The 18,653-nt window shown below is 49.8% G+C and carries 16 protein-coding genes; 11 read left to right on the forward strand and 5 right to left on the reverse strand.

Annotation, left to right across the window (positions count from 1 at the left end; genetic code table 11):
• Positions 1 to 51 precede the first annotated feature (51 nt).
• The 3 genes from V7P87_RS02985 to dtd are packed head-to-tail and all read left to right on the forward strand — an operon-like array spanning position 52 to position 2,347.
• Positions 52 to 957: a virulence factor BrkB family protein gene (locus V7P87_RS02985; protein WP_333796101.1), complete on the forward strand. Its 906-nt coding sequence runs from the start codon at positions 52 to 54 to the stop codon at positions 955 to 957.
• Entirely contained in the window at positions 944 to 1,909 is a 966-nt protein-coding gene (gene pip, locus V7P87_RS02990; protein ID WP_333796102.1) for a prolyl aminopeptidase, read from the forward strand. Before V7P87_RS02985 ends, pip begins: the two co-directional genes overlap by 14 nt.
• Positions 1,910 to 2,347 carry a D-aminoacyl-tRNA deacylase gene (dtd, locus tag V7P87_RS02995; protein ID WP_333796103.1) on the forward strand — a complete coding sequence of 146 codons (438 nt, stop codon included), beginning with the start codon at positions 1,910 to 1,912 and terminating at the stop codon, positions 2,345 to 2,347.
• A gap of 7 nt (positions 2,348 to 2,354) precedes the next feature.
• On the opposite strand, the gene V7P87_RS03000 is transcribed toward dtd, so the two are convergent.
• Positions 2,355 to 3,008 (reverse strand): hypothetical protein, encoded by a 654-nt coding sequence (locus tag V7P87_RS03000; RefSeq protein WP_333796104.1) that lies wholly within the window; start codon positions 3,006 to 3,008, stop codon positions 2,355 to 2,357.
• A 74-nt stretch (positions 3,009 to 3,082) separates the two neighbouring features.
• Here V7P87_RS03000 and V7P87_RS03005 point away from each other — a divergent pair, with 74 nt between their 5' ends.
• From V7P87_RS03005 to V7P87_RS03015, 3 genes are all read left to right on the forward strand, one after another.
• The gene (locus V7P87_RS03005; RefSeq protein ID WP_333796105.1) at positions 3,083 to 3,988 is read left to right on the forward strand and encodes a bifunctional GNAT family N-acetyltransferase/hotdog fold thioesterase; all 906 of its coding nucleotides are present in this window, start codon (positions 3,083 to 3,085) and stop codon (positions 3,986 to 3,988) included.
• 4 nt (positions 3,989 to 3,992) lie between these two features.
• A complete protein-coding gene (locus V7P87_RS03010) occupies positions 3,993 to 4,799 on the forward strand; it encodes a hypothetical protein (protein WP_333796106.1) in 807 nt (268 codons plus the stop codon).
• Between the two features lie 94 nt (positions 4,800 to 4,893).
• Positions 4,894 to 5,496, forward strand: coding sequence for a hypothetical protein (locus V7P87_RS03015; protein WP_333796107.1), 603 nt, complete (start codon positions 4,894 to 4,896; stop codon positions 5,494 to 5,496).
• 629 nt (positions 5,497 to 6,125) lie between these two features.
• Here V7P87_RS03015 and V7P87_RS03020 read toward each other — a convergent pair.
• Both V7P87_RS03020 and hutC read right to left on the reverse strand, forming a co-directional pair.
• Positions 6,126 to 8,150 (reverse strand): methyl-accepting chemotaxis protein, encoded by a 2,025-nt coding sequence (locus V7P87_RS03020; protein WP_333796108.1) that lies wholly within the window; start codon positions 8,148 to 8,150, stop codon positions 6,126 to 6,128.
• Between the two features lie 355 nt (positions 8,151 to 8,505).
• Positions 8,506 to 9,243: a histidine utilization repressor gene (hutC, locus tag V7P87_RS03025; RefSeq protein WP_260655918.1), complete on the reverse strand. Its 738-nt coding sequence runs from the start codon at positions 9,241 to 9,243 to the stop codon at positions 8,506 to 8,508.
• A 180-nt stretch (positions 9,244 to 9,423) separates the two neighbouring features.
• On the opposite strand from hutC, the gene hutI reads away from it, so the two are divergent.
• Together hutI and V7P87_RS03035 are read left to right on the forward strand one after the other, a co-directional pair.
• Positions 9,424 to 10,662, forward strand: a complete 1,239-nt coding sequence (gene hutI, locus V7P87_RS03030) for an imidazolonepropionase (RefSeq protein ID WP_333796109.1) — start codon at positions 9,424 to 9,426, stop codon at positions 10,660 to 10,662.
• Between the two features lie 66 nt (positions 10,663 to 10,728).
• Entirely contained in the window at positions 10,729 to 12,255 is a 1,527-nt protein-coding gene (locus V7P87_RS03035; protein ID WP_333796110.1) for a putative bifunctional diguanylate cyclase/phosphodiesterase, read from the forward strand.
• 47 nt (positions 12,256 to 12,302) lie between these two features.
• Here V7P87_RS03035 and V7P87_RS03040 read toward each other — a convergent pair whose 3' ends face one another.
• Positions 12,303 to 13,355 (reverse strand): formimidoylglutamase, encoded by a 1,053-nt coding sequence (locus tag V7P87_RS03040; protein WP_333796111.1) that lies wholly within the window; start codon positions 13,353 to 13,355, stop codon positions 12,303 to 12,305.
• A gap of 24 nt (positions 13,356 to 13,379) precedes the next feature.
• On the reverse strand, positions 13,380 to 13,865 hold the full coding sequence (rraA, locus tag V7P87_RS03045; RefSeq protein WP_260655922.1) for a ribonuclease E activity regulator RraA: 486 nt from the start codon (positions 13,863 to 13,865) through the stop codon (positions 13,380 to 13,382).
• Between the two features lie 174 nt (positions 13,866 to 14,039).
• On the opposite strand from rraA, the gene V7P87_RS03050 reads away from it, so the two are divergent.
• The 3 genes from V7P87_RS03050 (at position 14,040) to V7P87_RS03060 (ending at position 18,598) form a co-directional block, all read left to right on the forward strand.
• The gene (locus tag V7P87_RS03050; protein WP_333796112.1) at positions 14,040 to 16,046 is read left to right on the forward strand and encodes a putative bifunctional diguanylate cyclase/phosphodiesterase; all 2,007 of its coding nucleotides are present in this window, start codon (positions 14,040 to 14,042) and stop codon (positions 16,044 to 16,046) included.
• 68 nt (positions 16,047 to 16,114) lie between these two features.
• Positions 16,115 to 16,642 carry a phosphatase PAP2 family protein gene (locus V7P87_RS03055; protein ID WP_333796113.1) on the forward strand — a complete coding sequence of 176 codons (528 nt, stop codon included), beginning with the start codon at positions 16,115 to 16,117 and terminating at the stop codon, positions 16,640 to 16,642.
• A 93-nt stretch (positions 16,643 to 16,735) separates the two neighbouring features.
• On the forward strand, positions 16,736 to 18,598 hold the full coding sequence (locus tag V7P87_RS03060; protein WP_333796114.1) for a methyl-accepting chemotaxis protein: 1,863 nt from the start codon (positions 16,736 to 16,738) through the stop codon (positions 18,596 to 18,598).
• The last annotated feature ends 55 nt before the right edge of the window (positions 18,599 to 18,653 follow it).

The raw sequence follows: 18,653 nt of genomic DNA on the forward strand, positions 1-18,653 counted from the left end.
CAATATTGCCAGGTCTAGCTGTCTACAGCAGAAGGCGGATGACGGAACGTGATGTCTGAGGTGAAACTGAGCAAAATAACTGCAGTGCTGCAGCAAAGCTGGCGGTTGGTGCAGCTCTATCTGCAGCGTTGCCAGCATGATCAGGTGGGCATGATCGGCGGTTATCTGGCTTATATTTCGTTATTGTCGCTGGTGCCGCTGTTGGCCGTCGCTTTTTCGGTCTTAAATGCCTTTCCGATGTTCGCCGGATTGCGTCAGCAAATTGAAAGTTTTTTATACGCCAATATAGTGCCGTCGCGCGGCGTGGAAATTCAAAGTTATATCAATGTTTTTGTTGAAAACATTGGCCAGATGACCACCGTTGGTGTGATGTTCCTGGTGGTGGTGGCTTTAATGCTGATCCATAACATCGACAAAACCCTGAATAAGATCTGGCGGGTACAAAAACGTCCCAGAGTGATGATTTCATTGTCGATTTACTGGATGATTCTCACCCTTGGCCCGATTTTACTCGGCAGCTCCATCGCGCTGACCTCCTATTTAGTGTCTTTTACCCATCTGGCTGATAACTACACGCCCTGGTTATCCACTTTGTTGCTGCGGCTGGCACCCTATGCCTTTTCGCTGCTGGCGTTTTTTATGTTGTATCAGCTGGTGCCTAACATCAAAGTACGATACAGCCACGCTTGGTGGGGGGCGTTATTTAGTTCAGTGTTATTTGAAATGCTGAAAAAAGGTTTTGCGTTATATATTCAGCATTTTCCGTCTTATCAGGCCATTTATGGCGCACTGGCGCTGGTGCCGATTTTATTTGTCTGGGTGTATTTATCCTGGCTGGTGGTGTTACTGGGGGCTGAACTGACGGCTTTGCTGCAGGAGCTGGAGCACAGACAACTGACAGCACAACGTCATCAACAACAGGTACAAGCTTCGGAGTCTTCGGATGTACCGCACTGAACCAGTGGAAACTTATCAGACGTTTTTTCTTGACCGGCCTGATGGCCATCGTCTTTATGTTGAACAAAGCGGCAACCCACAGGGCATACCGGTATTGATGTGCCATGGCGGACCTGGTGGCGGCAGTTCACCTTTTCAGCGCACTTTATTTGATGCCAGCCGTTATCGCATTGTGTTATTTGATCAGCGTGGTTGTGGTCAGTCGACGCCTTTTGCCAGTCTGGAAGCCAATACCACGGCCACGCTTTGTGAAGACATCGAAGCCATCCGGCAGCACTTACAGATAGAAAGCTGGGTGGTGGCCGGCGGTTCCTGGGGCAGCACCTTAGCCCTTTATTATGGTCAGCAGCACCCGGAGCGGTGTCTGGGTTTTATTTTACGCGGCATTTTTCTGGCCAGACCCCAGGATATTGACTGGTTATACCGGCCAGGCGGCGGTGCCAGTCAGTTGTTTCCGGATTATTTTGCTGACTTTATGGCGCCTATCCTAGGCATGGCCGGGCTGGATGTGCTGGTGGCTTATCAGCAGTTATTGCAGCACCCGGATAAAAACCTGCAGTTAAGTGCAGCTCAGGCCTGGAGTTTATGGGAAGCCCGAGTGGCTACTTTGTTACCCAATCAGAATATGCGCGCCGGCGCAGTGGAGGCGGAATCGGCATTACCGCTTGCCCGGATCGAAAATCACTATTTTTTACACCATTGTTTTATGGCGCCAGATCAGCTGCTCAGAGACTTACACCGGGTTCGTCATTTGCCCTGTTATATAGTGCATGGCCGCTATGACATTGTGTGCAAAATGGAAAATGCCTGGACTTTGTCGCAGCAGTGGCCGGGTTCAGTGCTGAAAATAGTGCAGGACGCCGGCCACTCCGCCAGTGAAGCCGGCATTTGCCGGGCTTTGTTTCAAATGTCGTTGTTATTGGCCGACCGTTTAACTGCTCAGGAAACATAGATGATTGCGTTGTTACAAAGGGTACGCCGTGCCAGTGTGGAAGTTGAAGGGCAGCTGGTGGGGGATATCGGCACTGGTCTGCTGGTGTTGCTGGGGGTTGAGGCTGGCGACGATCTGCAAAAAATGCAAAAGCTGGCGGATAAAGTGCTGAAATATCGCGTTTTTAACGACGAAAATGGCAAAATGAATCTGAATGTACAACAACAAGGCGGGGCTTTGCTGGTGGTATCGCAGTTTACCCTGGCCGCAGATACCAATTCAGGCTTGCGGCCCAGTTTTACGCCGGCCGCCTTGCCTGCAGTGGCTGAGCCCTTGTATCAGGCTTTTGCCGATTATTGTGAAGTTCAGGGACTGACTGTGGCGCGGGGCCAGTTTGGTGCCGATATGCAGGTGAGTCTGGTCAATGATGGTCCTGTGACCTTTTGGTTGCAGGTGTAAGTTGTTGTTATTCAGCGTGAAGCTGTAGAATTTTATTCAGATAGCCTTCCACATCAAAGATTTGCAGCCGGTAATGCATCTTGCTGGCAAAAGATTGCAGTAATGGCAAAAACTCCGGTGCCGGCAGGTTCAGCAATATCACGCCAGCCGGACTTTGCAATTGTATTAATTGTTGTAATAACCAGGCCCAGTCTGCAGGCCAGGGGTACAGGTCAACAAAAATCACCTCATAACACAGCTGCTGTGCCAGTGCCTGCAGACAAAATTGTTGTGCTGTTGTGCACAGCAGTTGTTCGGTTTTTACCGGTAGAAAAAATTGCTGATAAACCTCAACGATAGTGGCGTTTTGTTCCACAGTACTGAGTTGCCGCTCTGGCCAGCGGCTGGTTACAGCGCGGCTGAATTCACCTGCGCCAAGGCCAAGTTGTAATAAATGCCGCCAGCACAGTGGTTCCAGTAATTGCAGCAGCAATTCCAGATGAGGGTAGGTCACAGAATTTGGGTTTTTCAGGTGCATCTGGCCCTGGCGCTGACCATTTAACAACAGATAACGGCAGCTGTGATCCTGCAGCACCTGAATGCTCAGTTCTGGCTGTGCCTGATGTGCCGGCAAGCGCCGCCAGTACAGTATGGCTTGAGTTTCATTGTTGCTTTGCTCCACAATGCCCCCAAATTGATTGGACAGCTGAACGCCGTACTACGCGAATAAAGCTGTTTTTACAGAAGGAATTACCGATGAAATGGCAGCTTATCGCGCCGCAGACTGAAGCTCAATGGCAGGCCTATTATCAACTGCGTTATCAGGTGCTCAGAGCGCCCTGGTTACAACCACCCGGCTCAGAGCGGGATGAGCTGGAAGATAAAGCAGTACACCGGATGATCATAAGCTCAGGCGGTGAAGTTCTGGCCGTCGGGCGTCTGCATCTGGTGGATGCGGAAAAAGCCCAGGTGCGTTATATGGCGGTGGCCGAGCAGGCGCGAGGGCAGGGGCTCGGGCTTCTACTGCTACAGGAGCTGGAACAACAAGCGGTAGCGCTGGGAGCCAGTCTATTGATCCTCAACGCCAGAGAAAGTGCCATCGGTTTTTATCAGCAGGCTGGTTATCAGCATGGCGCTGAGCAACCACCGCTCTATGGTATTGCCCATCAGCAGATGTGGAAAACTCTGCGTTTAGCCGGTGATCAGCAGAGCTACCAACACAACTGTGACGCTTTAGTGGCGCTGTGGCATCAAACCATTCCACTGTCGGCTTATATGCAGCTTGCCATTGAGAAATTTGACGGCAGCACCCTTTATTGCCAGGCGGCTTTAGCACCTAATCAGAACCTGCATCACACCATGTTTGCCGGCAGCATTTATGCACTGGGCACCCTGACTGGATGGGGACTGGTGTATCTGCAATTGCAAAGCCAGGGATTAGAGGGTGACATCGTACTGGCTGATGGCCGTATCCGCTATCTGGCGCCGCTGAAAAATCAGCCCAGGGCCAGGGTGAGTTTGTTGCAGGTACGCGGCAGTCTGCAGGCCTTAGCTCAGGGCAAAAAAGTCCGGCAAAGCCTGAGTGTCGAATTGCTGGACGCTGATCAGGTGGTGGCGGAATTTGAAGGCCGTTTTGTGGTGTTGCCAAAACATGGGGACTGATTTGATGCGCGGTAAAGTTGTGATAGTAGGCTGTGGCTGGTTGGGGCAGCAATTAGGCGTCAGCCTGGCCAGGATTGGTTATCAGCTCTATGGCAGCCGTCAGTCCGAACAAGGCTTGTTGCAGTTGCCGGTAGAAATCACGCCTATGCTGCTGCAGTTGCCGCAGCTTTTTTTAAGCAATGCACAACAACAAATCTGGCAGGATGCCTGGGTGATTTGTGCTTTGCCACCCTCGGCTAAAACACGCAGTGAGGAAGACTATCTGCTGCTGTTACGTAACGTTGCTCAGCTTGCAAATCAGGCCGGGGTGCGTGGCTTGATCCATTGCTCCAGTACCGGTGTTTATCAAGGGTTGGCAGGAGAAGTAAGCGAAAAATCAGTGTTGGCGGACGATGCCAAATCGAGGTTTTTGCGCCTGGCAGAACAGGAATTACAGCAGGTAAACCCTTGTGTTACGTTGCGTCTGGCCGGTTTGATTGGCCCTGGTCGTCACCCTGCCAGATTCTGCAGCGGACGTGTATTGCAAGGTGCTGAGTTGCCGGTGAATATGGTGCATGCGGCCGATATTGCCGCTTTTATCATCCAGTTACTGCAACAGCAGCCTGCGACCGATTGTTTTAATTTGTGCAGCCCTGAACATCCAACCAAACAACAGTTTTATACCGCCGCAACCCAAAGTCAGGGCTTAGCTGCACCGCAATTTGCATCAGGCAGTGAGGTGGCAAGAGTGGTTTCAGCCGCTTATAGCCAAAGTGTGCCCGGTTTTTGTTATAGGTTTTCATCACCGGTACATGCGCTGCCATATTGTTGATCTTTATGATTTATCAGTTTTTTATCATGTAGTAATAAAGTCTCGATCTTCACACCAAAGCATACTGTCAGCCTATTCTGATCTGGGTGGTAGTATGTCAAATCAATGGATGCTAGGCCTGACTCTTGTGGTGCTGCTGGGACTTTTTAGCGGATCTGCCTATGTATTGTTGCAGGAGCAAGTCAGATGGGACTGGCTTGGCAGCCTTTGGCGGGCAGACTGGATTTGGTGGGTTTTTATGCTGGCTACGGCGCTTGCGGTATTGCTGAATTTATTGTTATTTGTGGCGACACCTTCTGTCATAAATATACTAAAACGCAAGCCTTTTCAGTCCGATGCTGAGAGGCAGTTGCAGTTCTTGACTGCACAGCAGCTGTTTTTCCGCCAATATGCCGGCTTATTACAACCGCTCAATGGCAGCAGCGGCAGCAGCGAGCTTTATCTGTATAACGATGGCGGCTACCGGTTCTTGTTGCAGCTTTACCCTTGTCTGAATACTGAACCCGGACTTGATCAGTTGTGTCAGCTGTTCCAGCTGATGTTAATCCATCAGTGTGATGGCGCTTTAGTCATTTCATTACAGCCGATGACAGCACAAGCCAAAATATTTGCCCGTGAGGCCAATATCCGGGCCACTGATTTTTCGAGCCTGGCCCGGCAACTTGGCAGTGACGATTTTAGTACGGCAATCTGCTGAGAAGCTGACAATATCAAGTTTTCGTCAGGTTTTTTTTGTCTCTATTTTGGCAATATGCAGAGGCGTTATCGATGAAAGGAACAACATAAATCCAGGGTTGGATAAAAAACGTTTCCTGCCTGGCTGGACTCAGTCCAGCCTTTTTCTTTTGAATCGCTGAATTTTACGTGATCGGTGTTTTTGCCGTTTTGACTGGTGTGAGCAACTACCTGTCATGTAAATCTGCGTTAAATCTAATCTTTAAAACTCAGCCGGTTTTTCATTTTGTTGCCTGGAACAAGCTGCCGCATACTGTATTTGGCATCAAAAAGTTGCTGGTACCATTGCTGCTCCCGATGTTCGAACAACCAGCTGATGGAAAAATAACCGGCAGCAGAGTTGTTGTTGTGGCAGAGAACAACGGGTAGCAATCAGTATCAGGTGATGACACAAAATAGACAGCAACACATGGGGTGCGGTATCTGGTAAAGCCGGGGTTGAGCAGAAGCCTGAATGTTATCTGGCAGTTTTTATGCTGTGCAGCCAGGTTGAATTTAACACCTGGCTGTCTGATGAGATAACAACCACCTTCAGCCGACGTGCTGTATTCCATCTCTGCCCAAATGAACCCGCGTTGTTTTGTTACCAGCTTAAATTTTAAAGGTTTGAATGGACTGCTGCAGTGTGTCGGCGCTTTGTGCCACAGCATCACTGTGATTTAAAGTCCGGCTGGCTTTGTCGCTACTTTGTTGCGCCAGTTCGACCATCCGGCTCATATTCTGCCCAATGGCAGAGCCGAGTTGCAGCTGATTGTCGGTGGCATCAGCAATCACTGCACTAATACCATGCATTTGGGTAATCGCCTGATTAATTCCCGTTAATGACGCCACCAGTTCGCTGTTATGGCCAACACAGGTATCAGCATCAGTTTTACCTCTGCTAATCGCCTGCACGGCGGCGGTACTTTGTTGTTGCAAGGTTTGAATCATCTGGCGGATTTCATCAGTGGCACCCTGACTGCGTACGGCCAGCGAGCGCACTTCATCTGCCACAACGGCAAAACCACGGCCTTGTTCACCGGCGCGGGCCGCTTCAATAGCGGCGTTCAGTGCCAGTAAGTTGGTCTGTTCGGCAATACTGCGGATGGTGGCCAGAATACTGCCGATATTGTTGGACTGATCATTCACTTTCAGCATGATATCGGCCGTTTCAGTCAGTTGGCTGGCCAGGCTGGTGATCAGGTTGCTGTTTTGGCCTGAGATAGTGTCAATCTGCTGGCTCTGGCTTAATGCATGTTGCATTTCACTGACCGCCAGTTGTGCCTGACTGGCAATTTGATGGGTATTTTCTTCCAGCTGCATTGTGGTGTGATTCACCGCAGCAATTTGTTGTTGTTGTTGCGCCAGCGCCTGGTGAATTTCATTCACTTCGCTACGTGACAAAGCTGAGCTTTGTTGCAGTTCACTGGCGTTGGCGCTGATGCCATGAATAAGCTCACGCAGCGCCAGGATCAAGCTATTAACTTTGGCTGACAAAGCGCCAAACTCGTCATCCTGTTCAATTTTCAGCTGACGGGTTAAATCACCGGCAGCCACTTCACCCAGCACCTTGTTAATGCTACCCAGCGGTCGCAACATGGCATTAATAGTAAAGTAAGCGGCGGCGCCGGCCAGTGCAATCAACACCAGCATCAGCACAAAGGTGCGGGCTGTGCCAAAACTTAAGGTGTCAGACATTTCCGCCTGCAAGCTGTTAAATTGTTGGCCCGCACCTGTCAGTACCTGATCCAGCGCTGTTACAGCCTGAGTGACCGCCTGCTCGGAAGCCGCCAGTTGTGCTCTGGCTTCAGCCAGTGCTTTCAGTTGTTGTTGTTTTTGTACCACCAGGCTGTCGGTTGCCGCAATGCGGTTTTTAAAATCGCCAAGCTGGGCGTTAAAATCGTCCCACAGCTGCTGCGCACCCACTTCTGCCACCAGATTATTGATGTAATCCAGATTGCCCTGCATATCACTGAGCGCAAATTCAATGTTTTGCTGGCTTTCGGTCAGTTGCGACAGGTCGGTATAAGCACCGGTTTCACGTAAGGTTTGCATCAGTGCCAATAATTGGCCATCAACCCGGCCGGCAGCGCCGGCTATCAGTTCCATCTGTTGTTTTTTTCCGGCAACTTCCAGATAAGAAATATCCAATAAAGTGGCGCCGGCATCGTCAATCAGTTGTACCAGCGAGGCAAGCTCAGCTGCGGCGGTTTTCGCTTGTTGCAGGCTTTGTTGTTTAGCCTGAAACATCAAAGTCACAGCGGCCACATAATTGTTGTAGTCTTTGCCGGCTTGCTGCAATGGTTTATTCAGCTGCGGATCTTGTTGTAATAGCTGTTGCAGCGCTTTAAAACTCTGCTGATATTGCTGTTCTGCCTGATTAAAATCGGCCTGATATTTACTGATGTCTTTTTCCTGTTCGGCGGTAAAACCAAGGGCGGATAGTTTGGCGAGTTTCAGTAACTGGATCTGGGCATTGTTACTTTGTTGCTGCGCCGGCACGGCAATCTCGTTCACTCTGCCGCTGGCGTCAGACACCACGGCAAAACTCCAGAGTGACGACAAACTGGCGATTAACAACAACAAGGCAATAAAGCCAAAGCCAATGCTCACTTTGTGCGCAACAGTTAGTTTCATGTGTCTGTTTACCCTGATCTTGATTTTTATCGTTATGTTTTTATGAGCGGCATTGCCATTTTGGTCAAAAACCGGCCTCGGAAATTAACAGAGTTACCAGCGCTGGTCTAGCCAGTTGATTAGAAAAACTGCAAACAGCAGCAGTGTCTTGTGGGCTAAAACCAGATTTTTTGTTCAGATTTACCAGGTTAGCAACAAGCATAGCCTGAGCGCCGGTTTTTTAAACTCGTTGATCGAAAAAATGGGGACAGATTGATTGCCGTGTTGATTTTTGTCGGAGGCCGCCAGAGCTTAAGGCCGGAGTATTCGGCAGTGCTTCAGCGGCTAAAACAGCCGCCATGACGAAATGTTCCGGTTAATTTTTGTGGTTAGGTTTGATATTGAGATGACCACCCAGCCGGTAACGGCTGCCAGCTGACGTCAGATAAGCAAAACTTACAGCGCCGCCGCGACTGAAAGTGCGGCGGGTTAACCGCAGGCAAGGCTCAGTTTTTTGAATTTTCAGATACTTACAGGTGAAGTCATCGGGCAAAACAGCTTCAACCAGGTGGTCGGCTTCAGTTAAAGGTGCCACTGCACTTAAATATTCGTGGGGGGTTTGTTGCACAAAATCCTGCTTTAAATAATCAGGAATTTGTTGTGGATTGACATAACGCGCTTCTAATTGCAGCGGTTGCTGGTTGTCATAATGCACTATTAATGAAAAAAATACCGGGTCGTTGCGGTTTAATCCCAAAGCTGTGGCGACCACTGCCGGGCAGGGCAGCTCAGTCAATTGCACCAGTTCAGCCGAGTGAAAATGACCACGCGCCTGAATATCATCGGCAATATTGCGGATTTCCAGCAGCGCCGATTGTGATTTAGCACTGGCGACAAAACTGCCAACCCCCTGAGTGCGGTATAACACCCCTTGTTCTGTCAGTTCCTGCAAGGCGCGCCTGGCGGTCATCCGGCTAACGCCAAACTGGGTGCATAATTCGTTCTCCGAGGGAACTCTGCTGTGCTCAGGCCAGCTGCCTGATTCTATCTGACTGAAAATAAACTCTTTAATAGCAGCAAATTTCGGGGGATTGCGCTCCTGGTTATTTTGCATTTCGGCGACCTTATATTGCGTGATCTTGATTCAGCGCTCGGGTAACGGAAAAAATAACTGCTGTTGATTGTATATACAAGAGCTTCGGGTTAGATTATTTGCTGTTAAATGAATGATGAGCGCAGCAGCATATGACGTTCTGCCTGGCTTTTGTTTATGGTTCTGTGCTTTGGAGTTTTTATGTCTGCACCCCATCAGTTTGATGCCATCTGGCACAATGTTCAGCTTGCTACTATGACGGACAATGGCCAGCCTTATGGCACTATCAGCGACGGTGCTTTGGCGGTTAAAGATGGCATCATTGCCTGGTGTGGCCCTAAAGCTGAACTGCCAGCTTGTGATTTACTCAGTACTCCTTTGTATGACGGTCAGGGTCAATGGTTATTGCCGGGATTTATCGACTGCCATACCCATCTGGTGTATGCCGGCAGCCGTGCCAATGAATTTGAGATGCGGTTAAATGGTGCCAGTTATCAGGATATCGCTGCAGCAGGTGGCGGCATAAAATCAACAGTCGCCGCCACCCGCGCCGCCTCTCATGAAGAATTGTTTGTGCTTGGCAAAGACCGCCTTAATGCACTGCTGAGCCAGGGGGTGACTACTGTTGAAATCAAATCAGGTTATGGTCTGGACCTGGCGAGTGAGCAAAAAATTCTTGAAGTGGCCAAACTGCTGGACGAGCATCATCCCATCGCCATTGAAAAAACCTTTTTAGGCGCCCACGCCTTGCCTGCCGAATACGCTAACGACAGTGACGGTTATATCAAACTGGTAGTCGAGACCATGCTGCCGGCGTTACATCAGCTAGGCTTGGTGGATGCGGTGGATGTGTTTTGTGAAGGTATTGGTTTTTCAGTGGCACAAAGCCGGTTGTTATTCGAAAAAGCCAAATCCCTTGGCCTACCGGTCAAAGCCCATGCCGAGCAATTATCGGCTTTGGGTGGCGCTTCGCTGGTGGCGGAATTTGCCGGTTTGTCAGCCGATCATATTGAATATCTGACGGAAAAAGACGTGAAAGCGATGGCCGCTGCCGGTACTGTTGCAGTGCTTTTGCCGGGCGCTTTTTATTTCCTGCGTGAAACCAAAATGCCGCCTGTCGATTTATTGCGCCAGTATCAGGTGCCGATGGCCATTTCAACCGACTTAAACCCGGGCACATCGCCGCTTTGCAATCTGCCGCTGATGCTGAATATGGCTTGTACTCTGTTTAAGTTGACACCGGAAGAAGCCCTGAAGGGGGTAACAGTACATGCCGCCAAAGCGCTGGGTAAAACAGACAGAGGTGTGCTGGCGACCGGTAAAAAAGCCGATTTTGCCCTTTATGCTATCAGTCAGCCGGCAGAACTTTGTTACCAGTTTGGGGTTTCTCAGCTTAAGCAGTTGATTGTTAATGGTAAAATTACAGCAATGCCGCGCTGAGCGCGGCTTTACAAAATAAGCAAACAGAGTAAGCTGAAAGTATCAGCGTCTGATGAGAAGTACATTTTGAAATTTGTCTGGCTGCTCCCTGCCTTTTTTGCTGCGCCGGCCTGGGCTTTGTCCGGCTTAACGGCTTATGCCGACTGGTTATTGCCGCTGTTGCTGCTGATATCCTTGCTGTTGTTATTTTTGCTGCTCAGAAGTCAACGTCATAATCGTAGTTTGCAGGCTTATATCAAGACGGTGCAGCAACTGCCGGATCCTTTCAGGATGCTGCATGACGAAATCACCGGTTATCCGAATAAACTGGCTTTTGAGCAGCAGATCAAATTATTACTGCAACGGGATCCGTCGCAGCACTATTCGTTATTGTTATTAAAAATCAAAGATTTTGAGCATATTAACAAAGCACTTGGACGCAGTAACGCCAACCTGTTGTTAACCCAAATTGCCGCCCGGATCAATCAGCAGCTGGTCAATGATGCCGATGTGCTGAAACTGGAATGGCAAAGCCAGCATGCGGCTGTTGCCCATCTGGGCGGCGTTGATTTTGCTGCTTGGGTGCACGCCGGTCGCAAACAACATCAGGCCGAATATCTGGCGCAGCGTATTGAACAGCAAGTGCCTGAGCCTTTGCTGATCCACGGTTGTGCTATTGAATACCGTATTGCCAGTGGCGTGGCGCATTATCCAAAACATGGCACCCTGCTTAATGACCTGATGGACAAAGCCTATCAGGCTCTGCAATTGCACCTGTACCGTTTTAGCGAAACTCAGGTGTTTCACCCGCAAATGCAAAGTTATACCGACGACAAACTGCTGATGATGTCGCAGCTCAGCGACGCCATAGTGCAACACCAGTTGCAGTTGGATGTGCAGCCGCAGCTGGACTTACACAGTTCACAAGTGGTGGCCGCTGAAGTGTTATTGCGCTGGCAGCACCCGGATAAAGGATTGTTATTACCCAAAGACTTTCTGCCGATGGCCGAAGAAATGGGCATGATTTATCCGTTAACCCAATGGGTATTGAGTCAGGCTATGACAACATTGCAGCAGCTGCGCCAGCAGGGTTTTGATATTGCACTGGCGGTCAATCTGGCCAGCAGCGATTTAATGCAAATGGAGCTGGTAGAACAATTACAACAGATGCTCGAAGATGCCGATGTACCGCCAGAGCAGCTGATCCTGGAAATTAAAGAACAGGCTTTGCTTCATGATCCGGAAAAAGCCTTATTGGTGTTGCAGCGGTTACATCAGCTGGGGGTCGCGTTGGCGCTGGATGATTTTGGCACCGGCTTGTCGTCGTTGGGGTATATCCGCCAGTTGCCGGTGCAGCAGGTGAAGGTAGATTGTTCTTTTATCGCCGGTTTGCATCGTTCTGACACTCAGGCCGCAGTGACAGGCGCTATTTTGGATGTGGCAAAAAATCTGCAACTGACAGTGGTTGCCGAGGGCATTGAAGAGCAGGCGGTGGCGGATCGACTGGTAAAAATGGGCTGTCAGCGCGGCCAGGGCTTTTTATACTCCAGGCCATTTGCGCTGCATGGTTTACCATCCTGGTTAAAACAGTGGTTTCACCAGAAAAACCAATAATTGTTCTGCTGGCGACAACGATAAATAAAGCGCTGATATTCAGCGCTTTATTTATTTCTGGCCTGAATAAAGGCCAGCACTAAGGCCGTCAGCACCTGACCTGCTTCTGACATACCGGCAGTAAGACCGGCCGGATGTTGTGCCGGCGCCGCTTCTGCCAGGTGCAGATAACGGCTATGTGGCAGTTTTGCCAGCTGATACACATAGCGCTCGGCTTCACGCACCGACACCCCACAGTTGGTGAAGGCGCTGACCGGCATCATGCTGATACTGTCGGTGTCCAGTTCAATACCTACAGGGGTCTGTGGCTGGTCGACAAAACGGATAGCCTCAGCCACCGCCTCGTCAAAAGTGCAGCGCTGATGCAGGTACAGGTCCTGATAACTGCAATAAGCGGCTCCTGCTTGTTGCAACTGGGCAAGGGCTGTGGCTGAGTTTTTCAGTTCATGTAAACCCAATACAAAATAACGGTTTAGATAACCCTGCGCCGACGCATAACTAAAACCATTGCCACTGTGCCGGCCTTCCTGTAAACGAAAATCGCAGTGTGGATCCAGATTCACTGCGTTGACCTGAGTACCGCTGCTGTGCGCTAAGGCTTTCAGCAGTGGCAACGCGTTGTTGTGCCCACCCCCTATAACCAGAGGGGTTAAACCGGCGTCAAAAATGGCCTGCAGTACCGGCGTGGCTCTGTCATCTATTTGGGCACATAAGCTGCGCAAAGTGGCCAGTTGCGCTGCATCCTGGCTTTGCAGTCCGGCACTTTGTTGTTGTAAATCCTGCAGCTTTATTTCACCCAGCAGCAGAATTTGCCGGCCATCAATAAAATCATTGGCCTGCAAATTAATAAAACGTTTTAAAAATGCCTGAAAACCTAAATCGGCACCACCATTGCCAAAGTTGGCGCGGGGGCCGATATCTTCCGCAATGCCAAGCAGCACATAACGCACGCCTGCAGCTTTGGCCAGACGCAGCGCGTCGGCTAAAGGTAAAGTGGCATCGGCAAATTGCAGGGTTTCACCTAAACGGGTTTCACCACTGCGCTGTTGTTGAAAGGCCGCCAAAGTGGCGGCCTGATAGCGGATTAACAGTTCTTTCATTGAACTTCCGGTTGTTTAGAGCAGTTATTCGATATCAAGGGGTTCGGCAGACAAAATAATACCTGTGCTGTCGGCATAGAGGTGATCACCCGGCAGGAAAGTCACACCGGCAAAGTTCACCGGGACATCAACTTCGCCAAAACCCTGATCATCAGCCCCCACCGGAATAGCATTCACAGCCTGAATGCCGATATCAAAGTCTTCCAGCGTGTCGACATCACGGACACTGCCGTATAACACCACACCTTCCCAGCCATTTTCGGCGGCCATTACGGCGAGCTCAGCATCTAACAAAGCGCGGCGGGCTGAACCACCACCGTCAACCAGCAATACTTTGCCAACACCGGGCTCAGACAACACTTGCCGGATCAGACCATTGTCTTCAAAACACTTGATGGTCTGGATCATGCCGCCGAACGAGCGGCGTCCGCCATAGTTGGCAAACAGCGGTTCGACCACGTCAATCATGTCAGCATACAAGTCACATAATTCGGAAGTATTGTATTGCATTGCTCGGTCCGCCTGATAAGTCATTGATCCAGAGCACAGTATAAACTTATCGGAGCGAAGCTCAAGCTTGTTGTCAGCTGAGCTTCGCTGCAATTTATGCTGGCCTCTGAGTGCAAATCCGTATTTGCTGTGGTAGTTTTTAACCATCACACAACATAAATTAGGTAAAGTTGGTTGAGCACTGAACTGATTCTGGCCAGATTGTCGCTGTTTTTAATTCAGGCTGGATTGGCGCTGGTGCTGAGTCTGGTGCTCTGGCATTTTTACCGAATTTATCAGCGACATTATCTGAAATCCTGGTCAGTGGCTTTTTTTGTACTGGCGCTTTATGTCATCAGTCTCAGCTGTTACTCCTACTTCGCCACCGAGCTTGCCAGCGCCATTTATGTCAGGCAATTCTTTGAGTTTACTTATATTTTTACCTGTTATGCCTTTGCTATCTGGGTACTGGTTGGGGTGCGTGAAGCTGTTACCTCAGAGCGTATCGCTTCCCGTACCGTCAATCAGCTGCTCTGGCTGGTGGGGCTGATTGCATTGTTTTCGGTGTTGTTATTTGCCTTTGATACTCAGCTAAGCCCATGGAAACATTATCTGCAGGTTAACCTTAGGTTGTTTTTTATTGGTGCTGCTTTATTTGTTGCCGGTATCTGGTTGTTTTCACTACAACGAAAAATTTTTGTCACTAAGCTGGTGGCCAGCAGCATAGTGCTCTGGGGTTTTCAGTTGGTGGTGGTGGCTATGCTGTCGGTATGGTTTGGCACCGGCGACACATTGAACCGCGTGATCCTGGTCAGCAAACATCTGGAACTGTTTTGCCAAACCATTCTGGGGCTTGGGCTTATTATCTGGCTGCAGGAAGATGAAAGAACTGCCAACCTGCAGCTGACCGCCAAAACCCGTTACCTGGATAGTCATGATCACCTGACCGGCGCGTTAAACCGTGATGCGCTGCTGCAGGAATTAAACCTGTTGATGCAACAGCAGCAGGAACCTTTACTACTGGTGATGGTGGGGCTGGATAGGTTTAAAACCATCAACGAATCCGTGGGTTTAAAACAAGGTGACCGCATTTTGCGTGAAGTGAACCGCCGTTTTGAAGCCAGTATTTTAAAACCCCGTTTTATTGCCCGAACCGGCGGTGATATTTTTGCTCTGGTGCTAACCGAAGCCCACAGCGAAAAACAGCGGCAGTTTTCGCTGCAACATATTGAACAACAAATTGAAAAACCCTTCGCTTTTGAAAACGTGCAGTTAAAAATGACCGCCAGTATGGGTCTGGCTATGTATCCGGAACATGCGGCCAATGCTGAAACTCTGTTGCAAAAAGCCAATATTGCCTTTCACCAGGCCAAAAGGCAGCAACAGCGCTGGGTGCAGTATCACAGCGGTATGGAAGAAGAATCCGCCCGCTTGTTATTGCTGGAAAAAGAATTATTGCAGGCGATAGAGCAGCGCCAGTTTGTATTGTATTTCCAGCCACAATGGAATTTACGCGAGCAGCGTATTGACGCTTTTGAAGCCCTGGTACGCTGGCAACATCCAGAGCGCGGTTTATTAATGCCGGCGCAGTTTTTGCCAGCTGCAGCACAGCTTGGGCTTAGTCAGCGACTGGATTTGGCCTTGCTGGAGCAGGCGGTGGCCACTCTCGGGCGCTGGCGGCAACAACGTATGATGCTGCCGGTGGCGGTGAATATGTCGCCTATTCATTTTGAGCAGGAAGGCTTAAAACTGAAAATTCAGCAGCTGCTGGAGCGTTATCAGGTGCCTTCCTCCATGCTGGAGCTGGAGATTACCGAAGACACGGCGATGGGCGATATGGAAAAAGGCCGTAACTATGTCACCGAGCTGCAGCAAATGGGCATTCGGGTGTCGATTGACGACTTTGGTACCGGCTATTCGTCTTTGGGTTATCTGCGCAAAATGCCCATCGACAAAATTAAAATTGACCGCAGTTTTATTACCGATATGGCCGGCAGTGATTCAGACATGATGATTGTCAAAACCATGATCACACTGGCGCATGGCCTTGGCAAACGTATTCTGGCTGAAGGGGTAGAAGACGAACATCAGCTGGGGTTACTGCGCCATATGGCCTGCGACGCTGTGCAGGGGTACCTGATAGCCAAACCTCTGCCCGAAGCTGAAGCACTGGCCTTACTTGCCCGCAAAACATCAGGTTAAACACATTCATTTGTTTGTCATCTCAGGCGGCTAGGCTGACCTTAGTCTGAAGCTGAATGGATTGCCTGATGAAACTTGCAAGGCTTGCCGCTTTTGATCAGTATTTTTTCAGCTGGTTATTCCAGCGTTTTGGCAGCAGCACCCTGGCCCCTTTGTGCCTTTATTGTTCCAGAACAGCGGATGGCCCTTCTTATGCGCTGCTGGCTTTTTTGTTATTGCTGTTGCAGGGGGAAGCAGCGCTTGAGTTTATTCTGTTGCTTGCGGTGGCTTATGCTATTGAGTTACCAAGTTATTTGCTGCTGAAAAACCTGTTTCGCCGCGCCCGTCCGGCAGAGTTATGGCAGGGGCATTTTCAGCCGCACATCCTGCCATCTGACCGTTTTAGTTTACCTTCAGGCCATACCGCCGGCGCTTTTGTGTTGCTGGGGGTGGTGGCAATCGTGGCTCCGTTCTGGTTGATTGTGGTTTTTCCCTGGGCGCTTTGTGTTGGCCTCAGCCGGATTTTGCTCGGTGTGCATTTCCCGGGTGATGTGTGTGCCGGTGCTGCCCTTGGTTTACTGGCTGTGCTGCTGGCGCAGATGGTTTTGTTTCCATAGTGTATACATTTACAGTTTTTTTGTTTTTCTGCAGCAACATTAGCTTTTATTTCTTATACTTATGCCTTCATTTTACCCTCAGGAAATTTGGATATGCTGCGTAATTTCTCCATCAAACAACGGTTATTCCTCAATGGCCTTGCGGTAGGTCTGGCCATGTTGGTGATGTTGGCTCTGTTGATTTACCAGAGTGGGCAGCAAAGTGCCCTGGCAGAACTGCGACTGGATATCGACAATTTAAAAACCGATGTACTGACGCTGCGCCGCCATGAAAAAGACTTCTTAATGCGCAAAGATTTGTCATATCGCGACAAATACCAAAAAGCCCATACCGAACTGGAACAACACAGCGAACATTTAAAACAAGGGTTACAGCAAGCTGGCATTGACACCGCACCACTGGAAGAATTCAGCCGGCAAACCGACAGTTATCAGCAGCAGTTTGCCAAAGTGGTTGAGCTGTCTGAGCAGGTGGGGCTTGATCATCAAAGCGGTTTATATGGCAAATTAAGGGCTGCAGCCCATCAGCTGGAACAAGAGTTTAAACAGGTGAATAACGACACCTTAATGGTCAGTCTGTTGCAACTGCGCCGGGCGGAAAAAGATTTTATGCTGCGGCTGGATTTAAAATATCTGGATGCTTTTGATAAAGAATTTAGCCGTTTTAACTCTTTGTTATCTGCCGCCGGCGGTGACGACGCCCTGTTGCAGGCTGCTGCTGGTTATCAGCAAGCCTTTCATGCGCTGGTGGCCGGTCAGCAGCAGATTGGGTTAAACCAGGAACAGGGGGTGATGGCCAGTATGCGTACCGCTATTCATCAAACGGAACAAAGCCTGGAAAATATGGCTAATGCTGCACAAAAAGCGGTTGAAGCAGCGGTTGCCACGACAAAATCTCTGGCTTTTGCCCTTTTTGTGCTGGTGTTGGTGGCTGTGATGGCGTTAGTGCTGATGACCAGCCGCAGTATTTTGCAGCCTATTGCCAATGTCTGTCGTACTATAGGTCTTATTCGCAGTGACAACGATTTTCGCCAAAGGGTGGAAGTCAGTGGCAATGATGAAATGACCACACTGGCAAAAGACTTTAATCAGATGTTGTCGGACATTCAGGATTTAGTGCGTAGTGTGAACCAGGCGCTGGAGATGCTGGATACCGCCACTGCTGAGCTGGCGAAATCGACTTCAGATACCAGCAGAGGCATGAGCCAGCAGCAGATGGAATCTGACATGGTGGCCACTGCAGTGACTGAAATGGGCGCGACCATTGATGAAATTGCCGGCAATACCGAAAACACCGCCAATAAAGCCGAAGCCACCAATAAAAATGCCAGTGATGGTATGAAAGAAGTGGAACAAACTGTGGCACGAATCACCAGTTTATCCAACGAGTTACAACAAGCTGCTGTGGTCATGGCTGAACTGGAAAAAGACAGTGCCACTATCGGCTCTGTGCTTGATGTGATCCGTGGCATTGCCGAACAAACCAACCTGCTGGCACTCAATGCCGCCATTGAAGCCGCCCGCGCTGGTGAACAAGGTCGTGGTTTTGCCGTGGTTGCAGATGAAGTGCGAAGCTTAGCGCAGCGCACTGCCGACTCGACCCGGCAAATAGAACAAATCATTGCCGGTTTGCAAGGCCGCACCAAAACCATAGTGCAAACCATGCAAAGCTGTCGCGAACAAGGTAGTTCCAGTGTGCAACAAGCTGGTATTGCCAGTCAGTTATTGGCCACTATTACCCATGATGTCAGTACCATTATGGATATGACCACTCAGATTGCGACTGCCATTGAAGAACAAAGCCATGTGGCCTCTGAAGTGAATAAAAACGTGGTGCGCATCCGCGATATTTCCCAGGAATCGCTGGTCATCGCAACCCATAACGCGCAAATCAGTGAAGAAGTGGCTGAACAAGCCGCCCGTTTGCATCAAACCTTGGATAAATTCCGCGCTTAACATTAGTACTCAGTTGCTGCCGGTCGTGGAGACACAACGGCAGTTACTGGGGGTT

Origin of the sequence: Rheinheimera sp., from assembly GCF_036782235.1 — a bacterium.
Taxonomy (GTDB): Bacteria; Pseudomonadota; Gammaproteobacteria; order Enterobacterales; family Alteromonadaceae; genus Pararheinheimera.

Bases quoted from the DNA above. Each gene is read 5' to 3' on its own strand.
- hutI (WP_333796109.1), top strand. From the start codon at position 9,424: ATGTCTGCACCCCATCAGTTTGATGCCATCTGGCACAATGTTCAGCTT.
- rraA (WP_260655922.1), bottom strand. From the start codon at position 13,865: ATGCAATACAATACTTCCGAATTATGTGACTTGTATGCTGACATGATT.
- V7P87_RS03020 (WP_333796108.1), bottom strand. From the start codon at position 8,150: ATGAAACTAACTGTTGCGCACAAAGTGAGCATTGGCTTTGGCTTTATT.
- V7P87_RS03005 (WP_333796105.1), top strand. From the start codon at position 3,083: ATGAAATGGCAGCTTATCGCGCCGCAGACTGAAGCTCAATGGCAGGCC.
- V7P87_RS03040 (WP_333796111.1), bottom strand. From the start codon at position 13,355: ATGAAAGAACTGTTAATCCGCTATCAGGCCGCCACTTTGGCGGCCTTT.
- V7P87_RS03055 (WP_333796113.1), top strand. From the start codon at position 16,115: ATGAAACTTGCAAGGCTTGCCGCTTTTGATCAGTATTTTTTCAGCTGG.
- hutC (WP_260655918.1), bottom strand. From the start codon at position 9,243: ATGCAAAATAACCAGGAGCGCAATCCCCCGAAATTTGCTGCTATTAAA.
- dtd (WP_333796103.1), top strand. From the start codon at position 1,910: ATGATTGCGTTGTTACAAAGGGTACGCCGTGCCAGTGTGGAAGTTGAA.
- pip (WP_333796102.1), top strand. From the start codon at position 944: ATGTACCGCACTGAACCAGTGGAAACTTATCAGACGTTTTTTCTTGAC.
- V7P87_RS03010 (WP_333796106.1), top strand. From the start codon at position 3,993: ATGCGCGGTAAAGTTGTGATAGTAGGCTGTGGCTGGTTGGGGCAGCAA.
- V7P87_RS03015 (WP_333796107.1), top strand. From the start codon at position 4,894: ATGTCAAATCAATGGATGCTAGGCCTGACTCTTGTGGTGCTGCTGGGA.
- V7P87_RS03060 (WP_333796114.1), top strand. From the start codon at position 16,736: ATGCTGCGTAATTTCTCCATCAAACAACGGTTATTCCTCAATGGCCTT.
- V7P87_RS02985 (WP_333796101.1), top strand. From the start codon at position 52: ATGTCTGAGGTGAAACTGAGCAAAATAACTGCAGTGCTGCAGCAAAGC.